The 24,115-nt window shown below is 62.0% G+C and carries 18 protein-coding genes; 10 read left to right on the top strand and 8 right to left on the bottom strand.

Annotated elements, in window-relative coordinates:
* Positions 1–97: 97 nt before the first annotated feature.
* Positions 98–1,054 (top strand): LysR substrate-binding domain-containing protein, encoded by a 957-nt coding sequence (locus tag ACL0K2_RS03530; protein ID WP_045162620.1) that lies wholly within the window; start codon positions 98–100, stop codon positions 1,052–1,054.
* A 142-nt stretch (positions 1,055–1,196) separates the two neighbouring features.
* On the opposite strand, the gene ACL0K2_RS03535 is transcribed toward ACL0K2_RS03530, so the two are convergent.
* On the bottom strand, positions 1,197–2,777 hold the full coding sequence (locus ACL0K2_RS03535) for an aldehyde dehydrogenase (NADP(+)) (protein ID WP_045162621.1): 1,581 nt from the start codon (positions 2,775–2,777) through the stop codon (positions 1,197–1,199).
* A 142-nt stretch (positions 2,778–2,919) separates the two neighbouring features.
* Positions 2,920–3,915, bottom strand: a complete 996-nt coding sequence (araD1, locus tag ACL0K2_RS03540) for an AraD1 family protein (RefSeq protein WP_045162622.1) — start codon at positions 3,913–3,915, stop codon at positions 2,920–2,922.
* A 122-nt stretch (positions 3,916–4,037) separates the two neighbouring features.
* On the opposite strand from araD1, the gene ACL0K2_RS03545 reads away from it, so the two are divergent.
* A complete protein-coding gene (locus tag ACL0K2_RS03545) occupies positions 4,038–4,994 on the top strand; it encodes a LysR family transcriptional regulator (protein WP_045162623.1) in 957 nt (318 codons plus the stop codon).
* On the opposite strand, the gene ACL0K2_RS03550 is transcribed toward ACL0K2_RS03545, so the two are convergent.
* Entirely contained in the window at positions 4,991–6,172 is a 1,182-nt protein-coding gene (locus tag ACL0K2_RS03550; RefSeq protein ID WP_413043783.1) for a fumarylacetoacetate hydrolase family protein, read from the bottom strand. The genes ACL0K2_RS03545 and ACL0K2_RS03550 overlap by 4 nt on opposite strands.
* A 213-nt stretch (positions 6,173–6,385) precedes the next feature.
* Here ACL0K2_RS03550 and ACL0K2_RS03555 point away from each other — a divergent pair, with 213 nt between their 5' ends.
* The 6 genes from ACL0K2_RS03555 (at position 6,386) to ACL0K2_RS03580 (ending at position 13,315) form a co-directional block, all read left to right on the top strand.
* Positions 6,386–7,327, top strand: a complete 942-nt coding sequence (locus tag ACL0K2_RS03555) for a LysR family transcriptional regulator (RefSeq protein WP_413043784.1) — start codon at positions 6,386–6,388, stop codon at positions 7,325–7,327.
* A gap of 239 nt (positions 7,328–7,566) precedes the next feature.
* Positions 7,567–8,889: an L-fuconate dehydratase gene (locus ACL0K2_RS03560; RefSeq protein WP_413043785.1), complete on the top strand. Its 1,323-nt coding sequence runs from the start codon at positions 7,567–7,569 to the stop codon at positions 8,887–8,889.
* Between the two features lie 90 nt (positions 8,890–8,979).
* Positions 8,980–10,029 carry a TRAP transporter substrate-binding protein gene (locus ACL0K2_RS03565; RefSeq protein ID WP_045162627.1) on the top strand — a complete coding sequence of 350 codons (1,050 nt, stop codon included), beginning with the start codon at positions 8,980–8,982 and terminating at the stop codon, positions 10,027–10,029.
* Between the two features lie 69 nt (positions 10,030–10,098).
* Positions 10,099–10,587 carry a TRAP transporter small permease gene (locus ACL0K2_RS03570; protein WP_230623639.1) on the top strand — a complete coding sequence of 163 codons (489 nt, stop codon included), beginning with the start codon at positions 10,099–10,101 and terminating at the stop codon, positions 10,585–10,587.
* A complete protein-coding gene (locus ACL0K2_RS03575) occupies positions 10,584–11,840 on the top strand; it encodes a TRAP transporter large permease (RefSeq protein ID WP_196298664.1) in 1,257 nt (418 codons plus the stop codon). The genes ACL0K2_RS03570 and ACL0K2_RS03575 overlap by 4 nt, the downstream gene beginning before the upstream one ends.
* Before the next feature lie 32 nt (positions 11,841–11,872).
* Positions 11,873–13,315 (top strand): FAD-binding oxidoreductase, encoded by a 1,443-nt coding sequence (locus tag ACL0K2_RS03580; protein WP_413043786.1) that lies wholly within the window; start codon positions 11,873–11,875, stop codon positions 13,313–13,315.
* Positions 13,316–13,357: 42 nt separating this feature from the next.
* Here ACL0K2_RS03580 and ACL0K2_RS03585 read toward each other — a convergent pair whose 3' ends face one another.
* Complete coding sequence (locus tag ACL0K2_RS03585; RefSeq protein ID WP_413043787.1) at positions 13,358–15,142, bottom strand: IlvD/Edd family dehydratase; 1,785 nt, start codon at positions 15,140–15,142, stop codon at positions 13,358–13,360.
* Between the two features lie 247 nt (positions 15,143–15,389).
* On the opposite strand from ACL0K2_RS03585, the gene ACL0K2_RS03590 reads away from it, so the two are divergent.
* The gene (locus ACL0K2_RS03590) at positions 15,390–16,460 is read left to right on the top strand and encodes a LacI family DNA-binding transcriptional regulator (RefSeq protein ID WP_230623641.1); all 1,071 of its coding nucleotides are present in this window, start codon (positions 15,390–15,392) and stop codon (positions 16,458–16,460) included.
* A 1-nt stretch (position 16,461) separates the two neighbouring features.
* Here the strand turns inward: ACL0K2_RS03590 and ACL0K2_RS03595 are convergent, their stop codons facing one another.
* Positions 16,462–16,743: a SelT/SelW/SelH family protein gene (locus tag ACL0K2_RS03595; RefSeq protein WP_045162631.1), complete on the bottom strand. Its 282-nt coding sequence runs from the start codon at positions 16,741–16,743 to the stop codon at positions 16,462–16,464.
* A gap of 70 nt (positions 16,744–16,813) precedes the next feature.
* On the opposite strand from ACL0K2_RS03595, the gene ACL0K2_RS03600 reads away from it, so the two are divergent.
* Positions 16,814–18,994 carry a patatin-like phospholipase family protein gene (locus tag ACL0K2_RS03600; protein WP_413043788.1) on the top strand — a complete coding sequence of 727 codons (2,181 nt, stop codon included), beginning with the start codon at positions 16,814–16,816 and terminating at the stop codon, positions 18,992–18,994.
* 33 nt (positions 18,995–19,027) lie between these two features.
* Here ACL0K2_RS03600 and ACL0K2_RS03605 read toward each other — a convergent pair whose 3' ends face one another.
* The 3 genes from ACL0K2_RS03605 to recQ all read right to left on the bottom strand — a co-directional run bounded on the left by ACL0K2_RS03605 (position 19,028) and on the right by recQ (position 23,993).
* Positions 19,028–20,977 (bottom strand): FimV/HubP family polar landmark protein, encoded by a 1,950-nt coding sequence (locus tag ACL0K2_RS03605; protein WP_413043789.1) that lies wholly within the window; start codon positions 20,975–20,977, stop codon positions 19,028–19,030.
* 276 nt (positions 20,978–21,253) lie between these two features.
* Positions 21,254–21,691, bottom strand: coding sequence for a MarR family transcriptional regulator (locus tag ACL0K2_RS03610; protein WP_045162634.1), 438 nt, complete (start codon positions 21,689–21,691; stop codon positions 21,254–21,256).
* Between the two features lie 178 nt (positions 21,692–21,869).
* On the bottom strand, positions 21,870–23,993 hold the full coding sequence (gene recQ / locus ACL0K2_RS03615; protein ID WP_045162635.1) for a DNA helicase RecQ: 2,124 nt from the start codon (positions 23,991–23,993) through the stop codon (positions 21,870–21,872).
* Between the last annotated feature and the right edge of the window lie 122 nt (positions 23,994–24,115).

Below are 24,115 nucleotides of genomic sequence, written 5' to 3' on the forward strand. Positions count from 1 at the left end.
GCGTGGCCTGTCCCGCTGTTGAAAAGACTAAAGAGCGCAGCCATCATCAACAAATACAAAATCTCGCCGCACCTATACGCAAACGGATATATCCGACATGAAACCGATCAACAGCAACTGGTTCGTACGAGCTCGCTTGAAGAACCGTCACATCCCTTTGTTGGTAGCGCTAGGCGACACCTCGAACCTCAATCGCGCCGCCGAAGGCCTGGGGATTTCCCAACCGGCCATTTCGAAGCTGCTGAAGGAGTTGGAAGACGGGCTTGGCGTCGCCCTGTTCGAGCGACATGCGCGCGGGGTAGTCCCGACGCTTTACGGCGAGACCATGATTCGCCACGCCAGGCGCTTGCAGAACACACTGGACAACGTCTACAGCGAAGTCGACGCGTTGCGCCAAGGGCAGCAAGGCCACGTTCGGATCGGCACCATCCTCACACCCTGCGCTGAGCTGTTGCCAGAAGTGGTCGGTCGTGCCAAGCAGCGTTTCCCGAACCTGGAACTGAGCATCCGGACCGGCTCGAGCCGCGATCTGATGGCGATCCTTGACGACGGCGAGCTGGATTTTCTGGTGGCGCGCTTCTTTGCCGGTAGCCAGCAGCACGACCTGCGCTTCGAACCACTGGCCAAGGAACCCCTGCGAATCTGTGCGCGCGCGGGACTCATCCAGCGGCCGATGTCGCGCGCCGAACTGAACGCCGCCGACTGGGTGCTGCCGCCGGCGGGCAGCGTGTTGCGTCAGGAATTCGATGGTTTGTTCCAGCGTGTTGGCATGCGGCCGCCGACCAAGGTGGTCAACGCTGAAAACCTGCTGATGGTCACCACGCTGGTCGAGAAGAACGACATGCTGACAGTGCTGCCGCGCGATGTACTGGCGCACTACGCACGTTATGGGATGCTCGCTGAAATCGACGTCGACGCCAGCATCGACACCGACCTGAATCAGGGCTTGATGGAGTTTGGCATCATCACCAAGGACCAGCGGCTGCTTTCCCCAGCCGCACGCAACGTGCTGGAACTGCTACGCGACGTCGCCCAGCAGACCGCGCTGGCATAACGCCGACCGAGATGGCACTGCCACAGCAACCACGAGCAATGACAGTCCATCTGCCAACGCGCGATCGCCATCGGTAAAGGGTGCCATTGAATGGCACCCAGATGACGTTCGGCTGATGCATCACATCAGCCGTCGGATTGAGCTAGATCGCGCTCCGGGTCATTTCACCATCGACGAGGCGGTTGATGCCCAGCGGGTTGGCGTTTTTCAGCGCCTCCGGCAGCAGTGCCTCGGGGAAGTTCTGATAGCACACCGGCCGTAGGAAACGGTCGATCGCCAAGGTGCCCACCGAGGTGCCTCGGGAATCGGAAGTTGCCGGATACGGCCCGCCATGCACCATGGAGTCACACACCTCGACGCCGGTCGGATAGCCATTGAGCAGCAAGCGTCCGGCCTTCTGCTCCAGCACCGGAGTGAGATCGGTGAAAGCGCTGAGGTCCGCCTCATCGGCAATCAAGGTAGCAGTGAGCTGCCCACGCAAGCCATGCAGCGCGCGCAGCAATTCCGCTTTGTCGGCGACCTCGACAACGATCGTGGTGGGCCCGAAGACCTCCTCCTGCAATAACTCGTCACCGTCGATGAGCAATTGCGCATCGGCCTTGAACAGCTGTGGTCGCGCCTGATTGCCGTCCTGCGCGGCGCCGGCCAGATGGGTGATACCCGGATGCGCCTGCAGATGCTCCAGGCCTTTGGCATAGCTCGTCAGTGTTCCGGCGTTGAGCATGGTTTGCGCCGGCTGCTCGGACATGAAACCTGTGAGTCGCTCGAGGAAGTCTGAAAACTCTGGCGAACGAATACCGATGACCATGCCCGGATTGGTGCAGAACTGGCCACAGCCCAGCACCACAGAGGCCGTCAGCTCATTGGCGATGGCGTCACCGCGCGCTTTAAGTGCTTCGGGCAGTACCAATACCGGATTGATGCTGGACATCTCGGCGAAGACCGGAATGGGCTGCGGGCGCGCCGCCGCCATATCGCATAGCGCACGTCCACCGCGTAGCGAGCCGGTGAAGCCGACCGCCTGGATCGCCGGATGCTTGACCAGCCACTCGCCGACACCGCCGCCGTAGATCATGTTGAACACGCCCTTGGGCATGCCGGTTTTCTCAGCGGCACGCAGGATCGCATCGGCGACCTGCTCGGCCGTTGCCATATGCCCGCTGTGCGCTTTGAACACCACTGGGCAGCCGGCGGCCAGCGCCGAGGCGGTATCGCCGCCGGCCGTGGAGAATGCCAGCGGAAAGTTACTGGCACCGAACACCGCGACCGGGCCCAGGCCCATCCGGCATTGGCGCAGATCGGGCCGCGGCAGCGGCTTGCGCTCCGGCAAGGCGCGATCGATACGCGCGCCGTAGAAATCGCCGCGGCGCAGCACTTTGGCGAACAGCCGCATCTGACCGCTGGTACGTCCGCGCTCACCCTGGATGCGCCCGGCCGGTAGTGCGGTTTCCTGGCAGACCAGAGCGACGAAGTCGTCGCCCAGTGCGTCGAGCTCATCTGCGATGGCATCGAGAAACTCGGCGCGCCGTTCGGCTGGAAGGGCACGGTAGGTTGGGTAGGCGACGGCAGCGGCCTCTGCCGCCGCGTTCACTTCGTCTTCCGTCGCCTGAATGAATTCGAACGGCAGCGCCGCGCCGCTGGTGGCGTCATGGCTCTGCAGCTTTTGGGTGCCAGCGGCGCTACGCGCACCGGCGATGTAATTGTGGCCGAGAATGGCGGACATGGAATATCTCCTCTACCTGTTGGTTCAGGGGGCTCCGCATGGCGTGCGGAGCATGGCCGACGGCCCGTGGGCGAATGCCGCCGACCTCCAAAGCTGGGTCGGCGACTCGCCTGGTATGACGATTACAACTGCGCAGATTCGATCAGAGCGCCTTCACCCCGCCCGCGCCGATGCCGGGCTTGCGGATGGAAATACCGTTGCGCAGCGGCTCACCGAAGGCATCGAGGCTGACCTCGAACTGGTCACCCGGCTGCGCCTTGATCCCATCCGCGAACGACAGGGTAGCCGTTCCGAAGAAATGCACATGTACATCACCGGGTCGCAGGAACTGAGCGTACTTGAAGTGATGGTATTCGAGATTCTCTAGGCTGTGGCACATGTTGTCCTCGCCGGAGAGAAACTCCTTCTCCCAGAGCACCTCGCCGTTGCGGCGGATGCGACTGATACCAGCCAGGTTCGCGGGCAGCTCACCGATCCGCAGCTCCGGTCCGAAGGAACAGAACCTGAGTTTGGAGTGAGCCAGATACAGGTAGTTCTTGCGTTCGGTCACATGATCGGAGAATTCATTGCCCAGCGCGAAACCGAGCCGGTATGGCTGGCCGTCGTCGCCAATGACATAAAGGCCAGTCAGCTCAGGCTCTTCGCCGAAGTCCTCGGCGAAATCGGGCGCAGGAAAATCTGCACCGGGACGCACCAGGATGCTGCCATCGCCCTTGTAGAACCACTCGGGCTGCGCGCCGACGGTTCCCGGCTGCGGCTTTCCGCCCTGCATGCCCCAACGGAACATCTGCATGGTATCGGTCAGTTTTTCCGCGGTCTGCTCGACCTGCTGGTGCATCTTGTCTCGGGTCGAAGCGCTACCCAAGTGAGTCAGGCCGGTACCGCTGACCAGGCAATGCGCAGGGTCTTCATGGTCCAGCGGCGGCAGCACTCGCCCGGCATCCAGCAGTTGCCTATACGACGGTCCGGCATCGCAGCCCTGCACGTCGATCTGAGCCGCCAGGCTGTTACCGTTGCGAATCGCCGCCAGTGCCAGCTCGCGGGTACTGCTCACGCCGCGCAACATGTCGATGCGTTCGCCAATCACCACGCCTACCTGACGCTGGCCCTGTTCGTTCTCGAATTGAATCAACCGCATGAGGCTTCCTCTTCTTATTGAAGGGCCTGCAATCGCAGGCATCTGCTGCGGCCACTTTAAAAAGCACCGTAGGTGGTGCCTAATGAAAGCTTCTGATTGAGTGATAACTTCCAGTCATCCCCATGATCGCCGCCCTGCCCTCCATCGTTTCTCGCTTGCGCCTCAAGCAGCTGCGCCTTCTCATCGCACTGGATGAACAGGGCTCGCTGCACCGTGCCGCCGAACAGGTCTCGATCAGCCAGCCCGGCGCCACGAAGGCGCTGCACGAGATTGAAACGACCTTCGCCGCCGAACTGTTCACCCGTAGCAGCCAAGGGCTGCAACCCAACGATCTGGGTCGTTGCGTGATCCGCTATGCACGGCTGATCCACAGCGACCTGGCGCACCTGCGCGAAGAAATGGTCGGCATTCTGCAAGGACATGGTGGGCGTCTCTCGATAGGCGTGATAATGGGCGCCGTGCCGCTGTTGATGCGCGTGCTGGGCCGGTTGCGGCGCAAGCAGCCGGAGCTGTCAGTGGAGATCGTCGAGGACACCAGTGCGCGCCTGCTCGGCCTGCTCGACGAAGGCCGGCTGGACCTGGCGATCTGCCGGAGCAGTGTCAGCCGGCGTCCGGACGCTTATGACTGCCTGACCCTGCATGAGGAGCAGCTGGCCGTGGTCGCCCATCCTGACCATCCGCTCGCCGACGCCGCGGCGCCGCTGACCCTGGCCGATCTGAGCGGCTATCGCTGGGTCATCTACCCGGCGAACATGCCGATGCGCCAGTTGCTCGAGCGCGAATTCAGCGAAGCCAGCCTTGAGTTCCCGCGGTACCCGGTCGAAACCGCCTCCACCTTCACCACCCTCAGCCTGCTGCAGGAGGATCCGGAGCTGGTCGCCGTCATGCCGCTGTCGGTGGCCCGTTTCGGCGAACGCTTCGCCATGATCCGCCAGCTTCCGCTGACACTGCACTCGCGCAGCGAACCCTATGGTGTCATCGCCCGGCACGGGAGCAGCCTGTCGCCAGCGGCGCGGCTATTGCTCGAAGAGCTGCAGGACGAAAGCGGCTCGGCAGCGGCCGAGCCTTGCGTGGGCTAAAGCAGGCCGCGTGCCCCGAGGTTCTTCAGCAGCGCCAACACCCCGAACTCCCAAGGCGCCACCGCATCGCTGTGGTTGACCCGGTTGTGCAGCGCCCCCAGTTGATCGCTGCGTATGCTGACCTTGTCGCCCAGCTTGTGGGTGAAGCCCGAACCCGCCGTATCGCGGTCCTCGGTGGGCGCGAACAAGGTGCCGAGAAAGAGCAGGAAACCATCGGGATACTGGTGGTTGCGGTTGATCGCCTGCCCCACCAGATTCAGCGGGTCTCGACTGATCTGGTCCATCGAACTGCTGCCGTTAAGTACGTAGCCGTCCTCCCCCTCGACCCGCAGCTCCACCACGCTGCGGCGCACATCGTCGATGGCGAAGCTGTCGTCAAACAATCGAATGAAGGGCCCGATGGCACAGGAAGCGTTGTTGTCTTTCGCCTTGCTCAGCAACAACGCACTGCGACCCTCGAAGTCGCGCAAGTTGACGTCATTGCCCAGGGTTGCACCCACCGCCGCACCACGACTGTTAACCGCCAGCACAACCTCTGGCTCGGGGTTGTTCCATGCCGAGCCCGGATGAATGCCTATTTCAGCCCCGGTGCCAACCGCCGCTAGCAACGGCGCTTTGGTGAATATTTCCGCATCCGGACCGATACCGACCTCCAGATATTGCGACCACAGGCCCTGCTCGATCAGCAAGCTCTTGAGGCCCATCGCCGCCTCGGAGCCCGGCTGGATGCGCGACAGGTCCGTCCCCAGAACCTGGTGAACCTGGCCGCGCACCGCTTCGGCCTTGGCCGGATCGCCCGCCGCCTGTTCTTCGATCACACGTTCGATCATGCTGGCGGCGAATGTCACACCAGCGGCCTTGATCACTTGCAAATCCGCCGGCGCCAACAGGTAAGGCCGGGCCGGGTCGCGATCTTCACCGCTGTTGGCCAGTAGCGCCTCGATGCTGGTGATCCGCGGCACGTCCAGTTGTTGTAAACGCTGCAACAGTTCGGGCTCCTCGAACAGACCGCTCAGGGTGGCTGACACGCGGGACAGGTCATAGACGCCGCCCTCGCGCAACAGCACAGGGGTCGGGCCGGCCACCTCGCCGGGCAACCAGACGCGTCCGACCAGGGTGCCCTGCAGGCCATCGACGGGCAGGGTGTTTTCGAAAGTGAGCTGAATCCGGCGCGGCATAGGTCGGTTACCTTGGCAAAGATAAGGAACGCCGCGCCTTTAGCAGGACAACGAGCCCATGGCGTTGCAGCCTGCAGTACTATCCAGAGGGTGCTACCCGGACTGCGGGCGCGGCGATCATCACTTTAGGCAGCCAAACCGCCTGGCTTCTAATGACAAATTTTCAGGGTTCGATATGACTTCGTTATCACTCCGCCGTCGAACAGACCGATCATGAGCGTTGAACAGGGCAATTTGCCCGCGTTGAAAAACTGGCTCAAATACCGCCATCTGGTGCTGATATCCACCCTGGCGCGTACAGCGAACATGCACACCGCAGCTGAGCAGATGGGCCTCAGCCAGCCGGCCGTCAGCAAGATGCTGCGCGATATCGAAGAGCTGTTCGGCTTCGCGCTGTTCGTACGTCTGTCACGCAAGCTGGTACCCAGCGAGCTCGGGCAGGTGGTCATTCAGCATGCTGAGAGTACCCTCAACGACACCCAGCGCTTCGCCCATCAGCTCGATACCTTGCGCAAGGGCGGCCACGGCAACATCAAGATCGGCGCGATCATCGCCGCCACCGCCGCCACCATCCCGGTGGCGCTGGTCGAACTCAAGCGACGGCGACCGCTGTTGATGATCGAGCTGGTTGAGCAGACCAGCGATCACCTGCTGGACATGCTCGAAAACAAGCAGCTCGATCTGGTGGTAGCCCGTTTTACCAACACCCGCCAGCAGCAGCGCTTCGACTTCCAGCCGCTGGCCGAAGAGCCGTTCTGGTTGGTCTGCAAACGCGATCATCCATTGAGCGCACAGCGCGACATTCATCCAGCCGAACTAACGCGCTGGCCTTGGGTGCTCTACCCCTTCGACACGCCGATGCGACAGATGCTCGAGCAACTGCTGAGCCAGCTCGACGTCGCGCCGCCGAGTAACGTCGTGGAAACCACCTCGGTGCAGACCACCCTCTACCTGCTGCGCAACAGCGAAACATTGGCACTACTGCCCGAAGCCATCGCCCGGCAGCAAGTCGAGCAGGGCTTGCTGTGCGAACTGTCCACCAGCCTGGCCACCCAATCGCTGCGGTACGGCATCCTCACCCGCAAGCATCAGACGCCCTCGAGCAATGCGCAGGAATTGATGGAGATTCTGTTGCGAGGGCGCAGCGAGCTTTGAGTGTTACGCGTCGTGCCATAACGACGCGGCTGTGGTTGACGACCAAACCAGATCTCAGACGTCGAATAACTCCCCGTTATCGTTCAATGAAGAAGCCTCATTAGTCCCGCGGTCGAAGCCGTCTATACCTTCCTCAGTGCTGGCGAGGGGACATCCCGCCGCTGAGCACCATCGTGCGCCGCGTCTCATCAGTCGCGACAGCAACAACAAGAACAAGACGCACCGGAAGGAAACCCGCAATGCCGACGATCACTCGGGTCGAAGTTCAGGATGTCCGGTTCCCGACGTCCCGCTCCCTGGACGGCTCGGACGCCATGAATGCCGCACCCGACTATTCCGCGACCTACGTCACCCTGTACACCGATGCGCCCAGCGGCCTCACCGGCCAAGGTCTGACCTTCACCATCGGCCGGGGCAACGACATCTGTGTTGCCGCAGCCCGGTCGCTGTCAGGTATGGTCGAGGGGCGCAGCCTCGCCTCGATCACCGAGAACATGGGCCGGTTCTGGCGCCAGATCATCTCCGGCGACAGCCAGTTGCGTTGGTTGGGGCCCGAGAAGGGTGTGATCCATCTCGCCACCGCTGCCATCGTCAATGCGGTCTGGGATCTCTGGGCCAAGATCGAAGGCAAGCCGTTATGGAAGTTGCTGGCCGATATGTCGCCCGACGAGCTGGTGCGCTGTCTCGATTTCCGCTTCGTCAGCGATGTGCTGACGCCGGAAGAAGCACTCGCCATGCTGCAGCGCCAAGCCAGTGGCAAGGCGTCACGCGAACAGGCGTTGATCGAGCGCGGCTACCCCGCCTACACCACCTCGGCCGGCTGGCTCGGTTACTCCGAAGAGAAGATTCGCCGGCTGGCCCGTGAAGGGCTGGCCGAGGGCTGGACGCATTTCAAACAGAAGGTCGGCGGCGACCTGCAGGAAGACATTCGGCGTGCATGCATCCTGCGTGAAGAAATCGGCGAAGCCGGCACCTTGATGATGGATGCCAACCAGGTCTGGGACGTCGACGAGGCGATCCACAACATGCGCCAGCTGGCGCAGTTCAACCCGATGTGGATCGAGGAGCCGACCAGCCCCGACGACATCCTCGGCCACGCCGAAATCCGTCGGCGCCTCGATGGCATCGGCGTCGCCACGGGTGAGCATTGCCAGAACCGCGTGATGTTCAAGCAGCTGCTGCAAGCGGGTGCGATCGATTACTGCCAGGTGGATGTCGCCCGTCTGGGTGGATTCAACGAAGCCATCCTGGTCCTCCTGCTGGCGGCCCGTTTTGGCGTGCCGGTCTGCCCGCACGGCGGCGGCGTGGGCCTGTGCGAATACATCCAGCATCTATCGATGTTCGATTACATCGCAGTGTCCGGCTCGCTCGAGGGGCGCGTGCTCGAGTATGTCGACCACCTGCACGAACACTTCGTCGATCCGGTGCGTGTGGAACGCGGTCACTACCGGGTGCCGACCGCAGCGGGTAGCAGCATCACCATGCATGCCGCGTCGCTCGCCGAGCATCTGTTCCCCACGGGTGCAGCCTGGCAGCTGGATGCGAGCCCAAGCGACCGATGAGCCAGGAGGTTACCCATCGCAGAGGCCTTCAAAGCAGGCGACCCTGAACCACCCGTCCCGCAGACCTTCACCCCAAAACGGAATGCCACGATGAAAACAAAGACAAGAAAACAGGTGATTTCCATACTCGGCGCGCTGGGCATTGGCCTTGCGTGTTTGCAGGCGGCCGCCGCGCCGGAATTTCCACCGCTTCCCGAGGTGAAGGGCGATACCGTCCCGGACAAAGGCACCTTCAACATCAAGTTCAGCATCGGTACTACCCAGTCCGGCGCTCAATACCGGGGGCTGGAGTACTTCAAGAAGATCGTCGAGCAACGCAGCGAAGGGCGCGTCAACGTCAAGCTGTTCCACAGCGCGCAGCTGGGCGATGACCTACAGGCGGTCAGTTCGCTACAGGCCGGCACACTGGAAATGACGGCACCGTCGACCTCTCCACTCGTTGGCATGCTGCCGCAACTCGCGGTGTTCGATCTCCCGTTTCTGTTTCCCACCCCGGCAGACGCCGACCGCGTGCTCGATGGTGAGATCGGCCAGAGAATGCTCAAGGATGCGTCCGGGCAAGGATTCGTCGCCATCGGCTGGGCCGAGAACGGCTACCGTCAGCTGACCAACAGCAAAACGGCCGTGCAGACGCCTGACGACCTGGCCGGGTTGAAAGTCCGCACCATGCAGAATCCGATTCATATCGACATCTGGCGCACCCTCGGTGCGAACCCGACGCCGATGTCCTTCGCCGAGCTGTTCACCGCACTGGAACAGGGTGTGGTCGATGGCCAGGAAAATCCCTGGATCACCATCTCATCGTCGCGTTTCAACGAAGTGCAGCCCTACGCAACCGAAACCAACCACGTCTACACGCCGTTCATGACCTTGGTTTCCGAGCGATTCTGGAATCGCCTGCCGGCTGAATACCAGGCACTGCTGGTGGATGCGAGCAAGGAGATGGGCATCTATGAACGCCATGTCAGCCGCACCATGAATGACCAGCTGAAGGCGGAAATGAAAGCCTCGAACATGAACGTCACCGAGCTTACCCCCGAGCAGGTAGCCGTCTTCCAGGAGCACCTCGAGCCCGTCTACGAGAAGTGGAAGTCACAGATCGGTGAAGACCTGGTGGATGCGATCCTGAGCAAGAATTGACGCCTCGCCCCGTCACGGGCAGGCATCCAGTGCCTGCCCGCCTCCCGTAAGCCTTCAGGTATGGTTCCCATGACCCGTCACTCATCTGCTCTCCAGGCCATGCTGGGCGTTCTGCGTTCAGCGCTGGAAATCACCATCGGCCTGCTGGTATTGGGCGTGGTGTTCTGTGTCGCCGCCAATGTCTTTGGTCGTTTCGTCCTCAATTACTCCTTCGTCTGGGCCGAGGAGTTTTCCCGAATCATGTTCATCTGGGTGGTCCTGCTCGGCGCCGGGCTCGCCAGCCTGAACGACGAGCACGTCTCGGTGACCTACTTCAAAAACCTTGTTGCCGCCCCGCTGCAGAAGGCGTTCAGCCTGATCACCGTGGCCGTCATCTATGCGGTCTGCATCTGCATCCTGATCGGCTTCAAGGACATCCTGTCCGGCTTCGTCAGCGTCACGCCCCTGCTGCAAATCTCCAAGACCTTCATTTACAGCGCCATGCCGGTCATGGCGGTGCTGACGTTGATCGCCAACACCATCGCCCTGTTCTCGATATTCAGCCGGAGCTCGACATGATCCTCTGGAGCATTCTGATCGGCCTGCTGGTGGCCATCGTGGTGGGCGTGCCGATCTCGTTCGCCCTGGCGGCGATAAGCCTGTTCATCTTCTTTTACGCCGACTACGCGATGACGCCCATCGTGTCCGAGGCGATCAACGGCCTGGATTCATTTCCCTTGCTGGCAATCCCGCTGTTCATCCTGGTTGGCGAGGTGATGAGCGAAGGTGGCATCGCCAAGCGCCTGGTGCGCCTGGCCAGCGCCATGGTCGGCTTCGTCTCCGGCGGTCTGGGGCAGATCGCTGTGCTCACCTCGATGTTCTTCGGCGGCATCAGCGGCTCGGCGGTCGCCGATGCTTCGGCGGTCGGCAGCATGATGATCGAACCCATGAAGCGTCATCACTACCCGGCACCTTTGGCCGCGGCGATCATCGTGGCCTCCTCGGTCGTCGGCATCATCATCCCGCCGTCGATCCCGATGATTCTCTATGGCGTGGTGACCAACACCTCGATCTCGCAGCTGTTTCTCGCCGGGATCGTGCCCGGAGTCCTGATCACCCTGGGTCTGGCCATCACCACCTACTTCCAGTCAAAAAAGATCGGCAAGGCGCAGCCCTTCAGCGTCGGCGAGCTAGGCAAGGCGCTGCGCGGTGCGCTGTTGGCGATGCTGCTGCCGGTGATCATCGTCGGCGGCATTCTCACCGGAGTCTTCACCCCTACCGAGAGCGCTGCCTTCGCGCTGGTCTATGCGCTCGTCATCTCGATGTTCGTCTACCGCAGCCTGACGGTGAAACGCTTCTTCCAGCTGTGTATCGCCACCGGCAAACTCACCGGGATCGTCATGTTGCTGCTGGCATTCGCCAACGTGCTGGCCTGGCTGCTGACCGCCAACATGATTCCGCAGCAGCTGGTCGAGGCCCTCGGCGCGCTCTCGCAAAGCAAGTTCGTCATCCTCGGCATCCTCACGCTGTTCTTGCTGCTGGTCGGCTTCTTCATGGACCTGACGCCGGCAATGGTGATTCTCGCGCCGCTGATGACGCCCATCGTGGTGAAGCTCGGCGTCGACCCGGTGTACTTCGGCGTGCTGATGTCCTTCGTGCTTGGCATCGGCCTGATCACGCCACCCGTCGGCACGGTGCTCTACGTGGGCTGCGGGGTCGGCAAGGTCGGCATGGAGCAGCTGGTGCATCGGTTGCTACCGTTCTACTTCACGCTGCTGGCGCTGCTGGTGCTGTTCCTCGCCTTTCCCGGCCTGGTGCTCTGGTATCGCTAGCGCGGGGCTTGCTCCCAACGAAGGAATTACGCATGAAGATTTCCCGCCAGCAGATGCTCGAAGGGCTGGTTTCGATCCTCGGCGAAGCCGGTGTAATGCGTGACGCGCAGGATTTTCAACGCTACGTCAGCGATTGGAGTGGCAGCCACCTGGGCACACCGCTGGGAGTGGTCCGGCCGGCCGATACAGCGCAGGTGGCTGCCGTCGTCCGGTTCTGCGCACAGCACGGCATTCCCATGTCGCCGCAAGGTGGGCATACCGGCCTGGTCGGCGGCGCCTTGCCCGATCGCACTCGACCGGAGCTGGTAATCAGCCTCGAACGACTGAACCGCGTCCGCCAGCTCGACCCCATCGGTTTCACCATGACCGTCGATGCGGGTTGCGTGCTCGAACAGGTCAAGCAGGCGGCCGAGGTGGCGGATTGTTACTTTCCGCTGGCACTGGGTGCTCAAGGCAGTTGCCAGATCGGCGGCAACATCGCCACCAACGCCGGCGGGGTGAATGTGCTGCGCTACGGCATGATGCGTGAGCTGGTACTGGGGCTGGAGGTGGTGCTGCCTGACGGCCGAGTCTGGGAAAGCATGAACGCTCTGCGCAAGGACAACCGCGGCTACAACCTGCAGCAGTTGTTCATCGGCAGCGAAGGCACGCTAGGCATTGTCACCGGAGCCGTACTCAAGCTCTCGCCGCGCCCACAGCGCACGCTCACGGCCTGGCTGGCCGTCGCGTCGGCGGCCGATGCGGTGCTGCTGTACACCCGTGCGCGACGAGAGTGCTGCGAGCTGCTGTCGGCCTTCGAGCTGGTCCCTCGGATCGGCATGGAGCTGGCGTTCGAAGCGATTCCACTGTTGTCCGATCCGCTGTCCGAGCCCCACCCCTTCTATGTGCTGCTGGAGCTGAGCGTCTCCGGGCCGCTGGACTTACGAGGCTTGTTCGACGGTTTCCTCGAACGAGCCATGAGCGACGGTTTGGTGCACGATGGCGCGCTTGCCAGCAGTGGTGAACAGGCGCGCAGGCTATGGCTGATCCGTGAGGGCATGGTCGAAGGCCAGCGTTTGCGCGGCGAGCACCTGCGAACGGACGTCTCGGTGCCCATCTCGTCCATCGCGGCGTTCGTCGAGCAAGCGAGTCAGGCGGTCGCCGAGATCTCGCCGCAAGCGACGACCCTGGTCTACGGGCACATCGGCGACGGTAACCTGCACTTCAACATCCTGCCGCCCCTCGGTCTGGACAACGAAGCGGTCAGCGCCCTGCTGCTGCACATCGAGGACGTGATATTCGCCGTCCTGGATCGCTTCAATGGCAGCATCAGTGCCGAGCACGGTATCGGGCGGATCAAGCAACAGGCCTATCTGTCTCGAATGGCACCGGAGGACGTGCAGCTGCTCAACGGCCTGAAGGCCCTGTTCGATCCCATGGACCTGATGAACGCCGGCCGCATCGTTCTGCCGCGCGCGCGGACCGCGGCCGACTAGCACGCCCTGCCCGGCTGGCCTGCAGCCGGACTCGGTATTCGATCAATGCGAGTGGCGCGGCTCCCCGCGGTTGGCGATCACGCGCAAATAGAGTGTGGCAGGCTCCAAACAACCACCTGTCGAGAGCTGGCCGACCAGTTGCCGATACAGCTCCTGCCAGGGAGTTTGCGATTCTGGAATCGGCGGGACGGCATCCTGGCGCCGTCGCTCCAGCTCTACTTCGTCGACCAGTAAATCGACGCTACGGTTGTTGAGATCCACCCGTAGCCGGTCGCCGGTGCGAAGCAGCGCCAGCCCACCGCCCACTGCGGCCTCTGGGGACATGTTGAGAATCGAGGGGCTGGCCGAGGTACCGCTCTGGCGACCATCGCCCAGGCACGGCAGCGAATCGATGCCGCGGCGGATCAGATCGGACGGCGGCGCCATGTTGACCACCTCGGCGCTGCCCGGATAACCGACGGTGCCGCAGCCACGGATGACCAGAATGCAGTGCTCGTCGATCTCCAGTGCTGGGTCGTTGATCCGTGCGTGATAGTCCTCCGGCCCGTCGAACACAATCGCCCTCGCCTCGAAACGGTTTTCGTCACCTGGGGTGGCCAGATAGGTTCTGCGGAAGGCTTCGCCCACCACCGACATCTTCATGATGGCGCTGTCGAAGAAATTGCCGCTAAGCACGATGAAGCCGGCGCGGTGCTTGAGCGGCTCCGCGTAGGGGCGAATCACATCGCTGTCGTGGGCCTGGGTCGCGGCGACAATCTCGCCAATGCTTTTGCCAGACACAGTCGCGCAGCCGGGGTGCAAGCGCCCCGCCTTGAGCAGTTCGTGCATCACCGCCGGCACGCCACCGGCACGGTGAAACCCTTCACCCAGATACTTGCCAGCCGGCATGCAGTTGACCAGCAACGGCACCTCTTCACCGACACGCTGCCAGTCCTCGAGCGACAGCTCAACGCCGGCGTGGCGAGCGATGGCAATCAAGTGCGGCGGGCAATTGCTCGACGCGCCAAGGGCCGAGGCCACGGCGATGGCGTTCTCGAACGCCTCCCGGGTCAGAATCTGCGACGGGCGAACGTCCCCGAACACCAGGTCAACGATCCGCTTGCCGGTGAGGTAAGCCATCTGGCCGCGCTCGCGATAAGCCGCGGGAATGCTCGCGCAACCCGGCAACGACATGCCCAGCGCCTCGGCCAGTGCATTCATCGAGAGTGCGGTGCCCATGGTGTTGCAATGACCGATGGAGGGCGACGCCGCCGTGGTCATTTCCATGAAGCCTTCGTAATCGATCTCGCCGGAGGACAACAGTTTGCGCGCATGCCACAGCACGGTACCCGAACCAATCAGCTCGCCTTTGTGGTGGCCGTCGAGCATGGGCCCGCCGGACAGGACGATTGCCGGCAAGTCGGTGGTGGCGGCCGCCATCAGGCACGCCGGGGTGGTCTTGTCGCAGCCGGTGGTGAGCACGACACCGTCGAGCGGATAGCCGTGAAGAATCTCCACCAGGCCCAGATAGGCGAGGTTGCGATCCAGGCCTGCCGTCGGGCGGCGGGTCTGCTCGGCCAGCGGATGCACGGGAAACTCCATGGGTATGCCACCCGCATCGCGTATGCCCGCCTTGACTCGCTGGGCCAGCTCCAGATGGTGCCGGTTGCAGGGTGCCAGGTCGCTGCCAGTCTGAGCAATGCCGATGATCGGGCGGCCGGACTGCAGCTCGCCCCGGGTGAGCCCGTAGTTCATGTAGCGCTCGACGTAGATGGCGGTCATGTCGGCGTGGCTGGGGTCGTCGAACCACTGCTGGCTGCGCAGCGGTCGTTTGTCAGCTTGGGTCATGGGAGCCCTTCTTGTTTTTGCCGGCCAGGACGCTCCTCGGCCGATCAGTTAGGGGGACGCCAGCCGCCGAACACAGAAGCGGATATCGAATAAATCATCCACAACACATCCAAGGAGCAGCAACTCGCTCGTCACAGCGCAAAATGTTACCGATAACATTCGCCTTGTAAAGCGCGGTGAACGACCAGACCGACAACGGGCCGCAGGTATACTCCGATGCCACCAGTGACTGCCGGAACCCGTACCGATGACGGACAACATCCTCGCGCCAGACGTATCGCCCCCGCGCATGGCGGATGTCGCCAGGCTCGCCGGCGTCTCCAAGATGACGGTTTCGCGAGTGCTGGCTGGGCGGAGCGTCAGCGAGAAGACGCGAAAGCGCGTTCAGGAAGCCATCGAGCGCCTTGGCTACTTGCCCGACGCTTCGGCCGGCACCCTCTCGAGCGGGCGCTCCGAATTCATCGTCGCGCTGGTGCCCTCGCTGAACAGTTCGAACTTCGCCGACACGGTGCGCGGCCTGAATGATTGCATTCAGGGGCAGGGCCTGCGTCTGCTGCTGGGCGACACCGATTATCACCCCGAGCAGGAAGCGTTACTGGTGCGGACATTGCTGCGGCACCGGCCGCTAGGCGTGATGCTGACCGGCAGTGCCCACCTGGACGTCACGCGCAAACTGCTGTTGCAGTCAAAAGTGCCAGTGGTGGAAACCTGGGACGTGCCTGACGAGCCGATAGAACAGTCCGTGGGCTTTTCCAATGCTGAAGCCGCATCGGCTCTGGTTCGCTACCTGCACGGTTGCGGCTATCAACGCATCGGCTTCATCGGCGGAGCGTCAGCCCTGGATCATCGCGGCCTGCAGCGTCGTGAAGGCTATCTGCGGGCGCTCAGTGAGCTGAATCTGGATTCCCGGGTGGTCGAACATGGCCAGTCGCCGATCACCATGAGCCACGGCGGCGAAGCCATAAGCCGCCTGCTGGAGCAATGGCCCGACACGGACGCGGTGATGTGCGTCAGCGATCTCTCGGCCTTTGGCGCGATCATGCATTGCCATCGTCAAGGCCTGAGCGTACCGGACGATATCGCCATCGCCGGTTTTGGCGACTTCGAGGTATCACGCCATTGCACGCCGACGATCACCACTGTGTCCGTCGACCCGTACCGAATCGGCTGGCGCGCCGGAGAAATGCTGCTGGCCAGCGCGGCCGCGCAACGTGCGGGCATGCCGAAGCCGCGGGAAGTTTCGATCGTCGACTACCAGATCCTTGCCCGTGAAAGCACAGCACCGCCAGCTGCCGGCCGGAACACCCCTACTGTCTGATCTATCTGTCGTTATGCCCGAGGTCCCGTTGCGGATCGATCTGGTCGCGCACGCGCTGTTTCAGCTCCTTGGCTTCCGGGAAGCCGCCGTCGCGCTTGCGCTCCCATATCTGCACGCCGTCACAGGCAATATGGAATGTACCGCCACTGGCCGGCACCAACGAGACCTTGCCCAAGTCCTCGGCGAAAGTGGACAACAGTTCCTGAGCCAGCCAGGCCGCACGCAGCAGCCACTGACACTGGGTGCAGTAGGTAATGACGATTTCCGGTTTGCTATCGGCCATGACAGGACGCTCGTGGGCTGACGGACGCCTATAATAGCCGCCATTTCGCAATCCTCCCGCCGGTGTTGCCATGTCCCGCCTACTCGTTCTGCTGATCCTCCTGATGCCGCTGACAGGATTCGCCGATTCCCAGCCCCGCACTGGTTTGGTGCTGTCCGGAGGTGCTGCAAGAGGACTGGCACATATCGGCGTCCTGAAGGCATTGGAGGAACACGGCGTGCGAATCGATGCGATTGCCGGTACCAGCATGGGTGCGGTGATCGGTGGGCTCTACGCCGCAGGCTATAGCGTCGAGGAGTTGGAAACGCTGGCACTCGATCTCGACTGGCAACAGGTACTGTCGGATGATCCGCCGCGGCAGGATGTACCTTTTCGACGCAAACAGGACGACCGCGATTTCCTGGTCAAGCGCAAACTCAGCTTCCGCGACGATGGCAGCCTAGGGCTGCCTTTGGGTGTCATCCAAGGACAGAACCTTGCCCTACTGCTCGAACGCCTGCTCGTGCACACCAGCGACACCCGTGATTTCGATCGCTTGCCAATACCCTTTCGCGCTGTGGCAACCGATATCGCCAACGACAAGAAAGTCATCTTCCGCAGTGGCCATCTGCCCCAAGCCATTCGCGCCAGCATGTCGATCCCTGCGGTGTTCGCCCCGGTCGAAATCGAAGGCCGTCTGCTCGTCGACGGCGGCATGGTCGACAACATTCCCATGGATGTCGCCCGCGACATGGGCGTGGATCGGCTGATCGTGGTGGACATCGGCACGCCACTGCAGCCCCGCGAGCAGCTGCTTACGGTCGTCGATGTACTCAATCAATCGATCACCATGATGACCCGACGTAACTCCGAGGCTCAGCTGGCGACCTTGCGTCAGGAAGACCTGCTGGTACAACCGATGCTGGCGGGGTTCGGTTCGACCGATTTCGGCCGCACGGAAGCGCTTATCGACGCAGGGTATCGTGCGGCCACCGCGCTGGACGCCCGTCTGACCGCCATGCGCAGCGAAACCGGTGGCAACCCTGCGCTGAGCCTCGCCCGCTCAGCCGAGCCTCGTACACCACTGATCACCGCGGTGCGCATCGAGAACGATTCGAAAGTGGGCAACGCGGTCATCCGCCGGCACATCCGCCAGCAAGTGGGCAAGCCCCTGGATCTCCAGGATCTGCAGAATGACATGGGCACGCTGTACGGACTGGACTATTTCGAGCAGGTCGAATACCGCGTGGTGCATGGCAATCCGGGCAATACGCTGGTCATCACCACCCGTGAAAAGCGCTCCGGCACCGACTACCTGCGCCTGGGCATCAACCTCTCGGATGATTTTCGCGGCGACAGCGCATTCAACATCGGCGCCAGCTATCGCAAGAACGGCATCAACGAGTTGGGCGCCGAGTGGCTGACACGCCTGCAGCTGGGCGATCGCCAGGAGCTGTTCAGCGAGTTTTATCAGCCGTTGGATGCCGGTTCGCGCTGGTTCGTTGCACCCAACCTGTTCGCCGAGACACAGAACATCGAGGCGATCATCGATAACGACCCCATTGCCGAATACCGCCTGCAGCGATACGGCTATGGGCTGAACCTGGGGCGACAGATTGCCAACAATGGCGAAATCCGTTTCGGTGTAGGTCAGGCCTGGGGCGAGGCAGACATTCGCGTCGGCGACCAGCAGCTACCGGATTTCAACTTCGAGGAAGGTTATTACCAGCTGCAGTATTCGTTCGACACGGTGGACAACGTCGATTTTCCGCGCGAGGGCGAAGATATTGGGCTGACCCTGCGCCAGTACGATCCAAGTCTCGGCTCGGATCAGCGCTATCGCCAATGGGAGTTTCGCCTGGATAAGGCCGTCAGTTTCGGCCTGGATACGCTGGTCTTCGGTGGCCGCTATGGACGCACCCTGGACGACGCCGAGATCGTCACATCGAGCTTCTTGCTCGGTGGCGCACGGCAGCTGTCGGGCTTTCGCCAGGATGCCCTCTCCGGTCAGAACATCAGCCTGGCCCGCATGATCTATTTCCGCAGGATGACGCCGCGCTCGTTCTTGCCACTGGATTTCCCACTGTACTTGGGGGCATCGCTTGAACGCGGTCGCGCCTGGAACAACGACAACGCGTTCGATAGTGGCTATATCAACGCCGGCAGCATCTTTATCGGCTACGAAACGCCCCTGGGACCGCTGAACTTCAGCTACGGCCTGAACGATGAATCCGAGCGGGCCCTGTACATGAATCTTGGGCGCAGCTTTTGATGGCCTCGCCCAGCGCTCATACCGGAACCTCGATCAGGCGATCTGTGCAAGCAACTCGTTGACTTGCTGCCGCTGCTTCTCGTCGCCTTCGATCGCGAGGCTTTCCAGAATGACGCAGGCGCTCTCCATGTCGCCCTGTTTGATGTAGGCGGCAGCCTGATTGAGGCGAACCAGATGCTCCGGGTTTGCCTCCAGCTGGCGCAGTTCTTCGGTCGCCGAAATCGACGCGAAGCTACAGGAATTATCGAACAGACTGGGCAGGTCGCCGAGCGTCAATGCACTTTCGTCAATGCCATCCAGCCAGGGCTGTGAATCTTCAGAGGCAATCTGCTCGCGACTCTCAGCCAGGCGTGGCTCGGCGACCATGGGCGCCAGGCCTACCAACGGCGACGGAGAAAACTCGTTCAGTACGAACGTGACGTCTGGATCCAGCGATGACTCATGATTAGCGGATGCAAACGTCGCAGCCAAGGCGGGACACACGGTCAGCAGCGGGTCCAGCTGCGCCTGGCTACCACCCGCTTGCAGGTAAGCATTGGCAGCGGCGCGGCAACGGTCGATATCACCAGACTCCACGAGAAGCCCGAGGTGGCGCAAGCGAATATCGAGCTGCTCGGGTGCTCGCTCGATACCGCGCTGCAGCACTTCGAGCGCCTCGTCGCGGCGACCGTAGGACAGGTAGATCTCCGCCGCCTCGAGCACGTCCGTTTCGCTGACGGAGGCGTGCGCGGGCTGGCGAGGCATCTCCAGCGCCACCGTCGGCGCGACAGGCGCCGTAGGTGTCGGCGGTACAACCGATACGGGAACCGCTACCGGGAATTCGACGTGTCGTTTGTGGCGGCGCCCGAACCACAGCCCACCCAGCAGCAGCGCTACCAGCACGCCTCCGCCAGCCAATGTCCAGTCCTGCCACCAGAATGCCGGCTCGGCAATGGCTATTTGTGCAGCTGACGGCTCAGCGACAGGTTGCTCAGGCGTATCCACTGGCGCAATCGATTGTTCAAGCTGAGGCGAAGCGGTCGCCTGTGGTCGCTGCTGCTCGACTAATTGCCCGGTGACAGCCTCGAGCTCCATCTGCAAGTCGGCCAACGTTTGCCTGAGCTGCTGGTTCTCCTCTCGACTGGCTGCCAGCTCTTCGAACAGCTGACGGCGCAGAGCCGTGATTTGATCATCCAGTGCCGAGGCATCGGCAGGCTCAGAACTGGCTACCGGATGATTCTGGGCGATGGATTCAGCCATCGGCTGTGCACTGACAGGTTCGGCAAGCGTAGTGGCAGCTCTCTCCGCCGAATCTGGCAACAGCAGGTTCGCACCGGCTTTTAGGCGCCCCAAATCACCATCGGGAAAGGCATTCGGATTAAGTGCCTGGATATCGCGCATGAACTGCGACTGGGAACCCTGCGCGCCGTCAGCGACATAAGCGTTTGCAATCATCCAGAGACTTTCGCCACTCGCAACCCGATGGCGTTTGCCCAGCGACGCTTGCGGCAATTCGGCGAGCTCTGAAAAGTGAGCTGGTTCGGCGCGCACTGGCGAAGCCACCGCTTGCGGGACGCTGACCATCTCGTTATCGGGAGCCGGCGTGGTCGGCAGCGGATCAAGCAGAACCGTGTACTCGCGCAACATCCGGCTCTTCGCCCGGGTGATCTCGACCAGGAAGTTCAGGTAAGGCTCATTAACCGACTTGTTGGAAGCCACGCGGATCCGGCTGCGGGTACCGTCAATCACGGGGGTGAAGCTCAGATCCTGCAGGAATGCCAGGCGCTCGACACCGACACGGGCGAAGTCATTACTAGAAGCCAGGGCAACACGGATGTCATCAGCCGACAGATCGGCCACATCCAGCAACTCGATTTCAGCGCTCAGCGGCTGATTCAACGCGGAGTGGAGTGTGATATCGCCCATGCCCAAGGCAGACACCAGGCCGGAATAGATCAGCGAGCCCGAGGCTACCATTAACAAGACTCGACGACTTAGTGCCATAACAACCTCCACAGCCGACCAGCGGCGTGCATGGACGCCGACCCACTGTTCGATTACTGAACTGTGACGCGGTTATCGACAGATACAGAAAAAGATGGATGTATTTCGTCGGCGAACGCGCTATGGCATTGTGCCACTACCATGCAAACCAGCCTAGGAGCAAAGGATGAACGGCGATCGCCGCCTGGTTTGCGAACAGTCGAATGAGGAAGAACGACGCGCCAATCGACGACGACAAGGGCAGCGATCTCGGTAGTGATTAGCCCACGCCGGCCTTTAACGTTTGGCCTTGACCAGGTTGGCCAGAATGCGCTCATGCACCTGTTGGCAGTTGCGCAGGTCTTCCTCGTCGATGCCTTCGAAGAGCTCCTGCCGAACCTGGGTGGAGATCGCTTCGATCTTCTGAATCAACGGGCGCGCCGGCACGCCAAGAGTAATGAGCTTGGCACGGCGATCCCCGGGCGCCGGCTGGCGATGCACCAACCCCTGAGCTTCAAGGCTGTCCAGCAATCTGGCCAGCGTCGGACCTTCGACCGCCACGCTTTGCGCGAGCTCGCGCTGGGTTGGATCGTGATCGAACCGGGCCAGATGCAGGAGAACCAGCCACCGGGCCTGCGACAAGCCTAGATCGGCCAGCCGGCGATCCAGCTCGGCGCGCCAGCCACGCGAAAGTTGCGCCAATTGCATGGCGAAGCGGTGTTGGTCTGGGTACATGGAGCGGCGTTCCTGCAAAACTAATTATTAGTGAGCTAACCACAGCTCTAAAATGCTGGCAAGCGGCCCTCTACTCTGGAACGTAACCGTGAGTTGCAGGACAAGCCTCAGCCCGAGCGCAATAGGCAACAAGCGAGGCGCCGGCTAGCCACGCCGGACTATATGCCAGGTATGGCGATCAGAGTTCGAATTCGGCCTGCAATGACGCCCGAACGCAAAACAGTACCGCTTCTGGAACACGTCCGACGAAGTGCTCGGCAATTGACGCAACGGGAGGAAGCTCGCCTTCGCCATCGAGGAACGCCTCCTGGATCTCGCCCAGCAATTCCTCGGGTAGATCCAGCGCCTGCTCCAAGCTGAGCTGTTGCTGGCCGATCGCTTCGGCGAGCATGGCGTACACATTCTTCTCGCTGCAATCGAGCTGTCGGGCTATCTGCGCTGGCGTCATACCGGCACGCGACAGGGTGATGAGCTCATGACGCACATCCGCAGGGGACCTGACCGCCTTCGCCGTACCCTGCAGGACTTCCAGAAACGCTTGGCCATAGCGCTCAAGCTTGCGCGCACCCACGCCACTGATGCGCGCCATGTCGCTAAGCGAGCTCGGTTGGCTGCGGAGCATTTCCAGCAAGGTCGCATCCGGGAAAATTACGTAAGGCGGTACGCCATGTTCTTCGGCGAGCTTGCGGCGCAGCGTGCGCAACGCCTCCCAGGTCTCGCGTTCCTCGCTGCGAACCAATTGACTCGCCGCGCTGACGGAGGTCTTCGGCGCCTTGGCAGCCAGCTCGCGGCGCAGTTCGAGGGTGACTTCGCCACGCAATAACGGACGGCAGCTGTCGCTGAGTCGCAACCCACCAAAACCTTCCAGGTCGACATCCGCCAGCCCCCGCGCGACCAACTGACGGAACAGCGAACGCCACTCCCCTTCCGATAGCGCCTTGCCAACGCCGAACACCGACAGTTGTTGATGGCCGAAGCTACGAATCTTCTCGTTGTCGCGGCCGAGCAGGATATCGACCAGATGCCCGACGCCGTAGCGTTGTCCGCTGCGGTAGATCGCCGACAGCGCTTGCCGCGCCGGTTCGGTGGCATCCCAGGTCTGTACGCCATCGACACAGTTGTCGCAATGACCGCAAGGTTCGGGCATCTGCTCGTCGAAATAAGCCAGCAGAACCTGGCGACGGCAGCGGGTTTCCTCGCACAGCGAGAGCATGGCGTCGAGCTTGTGCTGCTCGATGCGCTTGTGCCGATCATCGCCCTCTGAATTGTTGAGCATCTGCTTGAGGAAAATCACATCCTGCAGGCCATACGCCATCCAGGCATCAGCAGGCAGGCCATCGCGACCCGCACGGCCGGTTTCCTGGTAATACGCCTCCAGCGATTTGGGCAGATCAAGATGAGCGACGAAACGCACGTTGGGCTTGTCGATCCCCATTCCGAAGGCGATGGTTGCCACCATGATCAGGCCTTCCTCGTTGAGGAAGCGCTTCTGATGGAAAGCCCGCAGATCGTTCGGCAACCCGGCGTGGTAAGGCAGCGCAGGAAAACCCTGCTCGGTGAGGAAGGCGGCAATGTCATCGACCTTCTTGCGCGACATGCAGTAGATGATGCCAGCATCGCCGCGACGCTCCGCCAGGAAGGCCATCAACTGCTTGCGAGGCTGTTCCTTGGGCACGATGCGATAAAAGATGTTCGGACGATCGAAGCTGGAAAGAAAACGCTCGGCATTCTCCAGATGCAATCGCTGGACGATTTCCTCTCGGGTGCGCTTGTCCGCCGTGGCAGTCAACGCGATTCGCGGGACGCTGGGGAAAAACTCTGCGAGCTGTCCCAGCTGAAGATACTCGGGACGGAAATCATGGCCCCACTGCGAGACGCAATGGGCCTCGTCGATGGCAAACAGACCGATTTCCAAACGTTGCAAGAACGCCAGCATGCGCGGTTGAACCAACCGCTCGGGCGCGAGATAGAGCATTTTGATTTCGTTGCGGCGCAGGCGATCGGCGATGTCTCGCTGTTGCTCAGCCGTCAGGGTCGAATTGAGCGCTGCCGCAGCAACACCCAGCTCCTCGAGCGTGGCCACCTGATCGTCCATCAGCGCAATCAGCGGCGATACCACTACTGCCAGGCCGTCACGGAGCAATGCCGGCACCTGATAACAAAGCGATTTGCCGCCACCGGTCGGCATCAACACCAGTGCGTCATCGCCGCCGGCCACGCGCTCGATGATCGCACCCTGGTTGCCACGAAAGGCGTCGTAGCCGAAAACATCTTTTAGAATGCGCTGTGCCTGATCGAGCATGCCGGTCTCCGAAACAAGACGCGCGAGTATACGCGACACGGGCGCGGGGTTCAGGCTGAACACCACGATGACGCGATAGCCGGACGGTGAGTTCTATTGCAGCGGAACTCCATCGGTATTTT

This window comes from Pseudomonas sp. YJ42, from assembly GCF_047225135.1.
GTDB lineage: Bacteria > Pseudomonadota > Gammaproteobacteria > Pseudomonadales > Pseudomonadaceae > Stutzerimonas > Stutzerimonas stutzeri_E.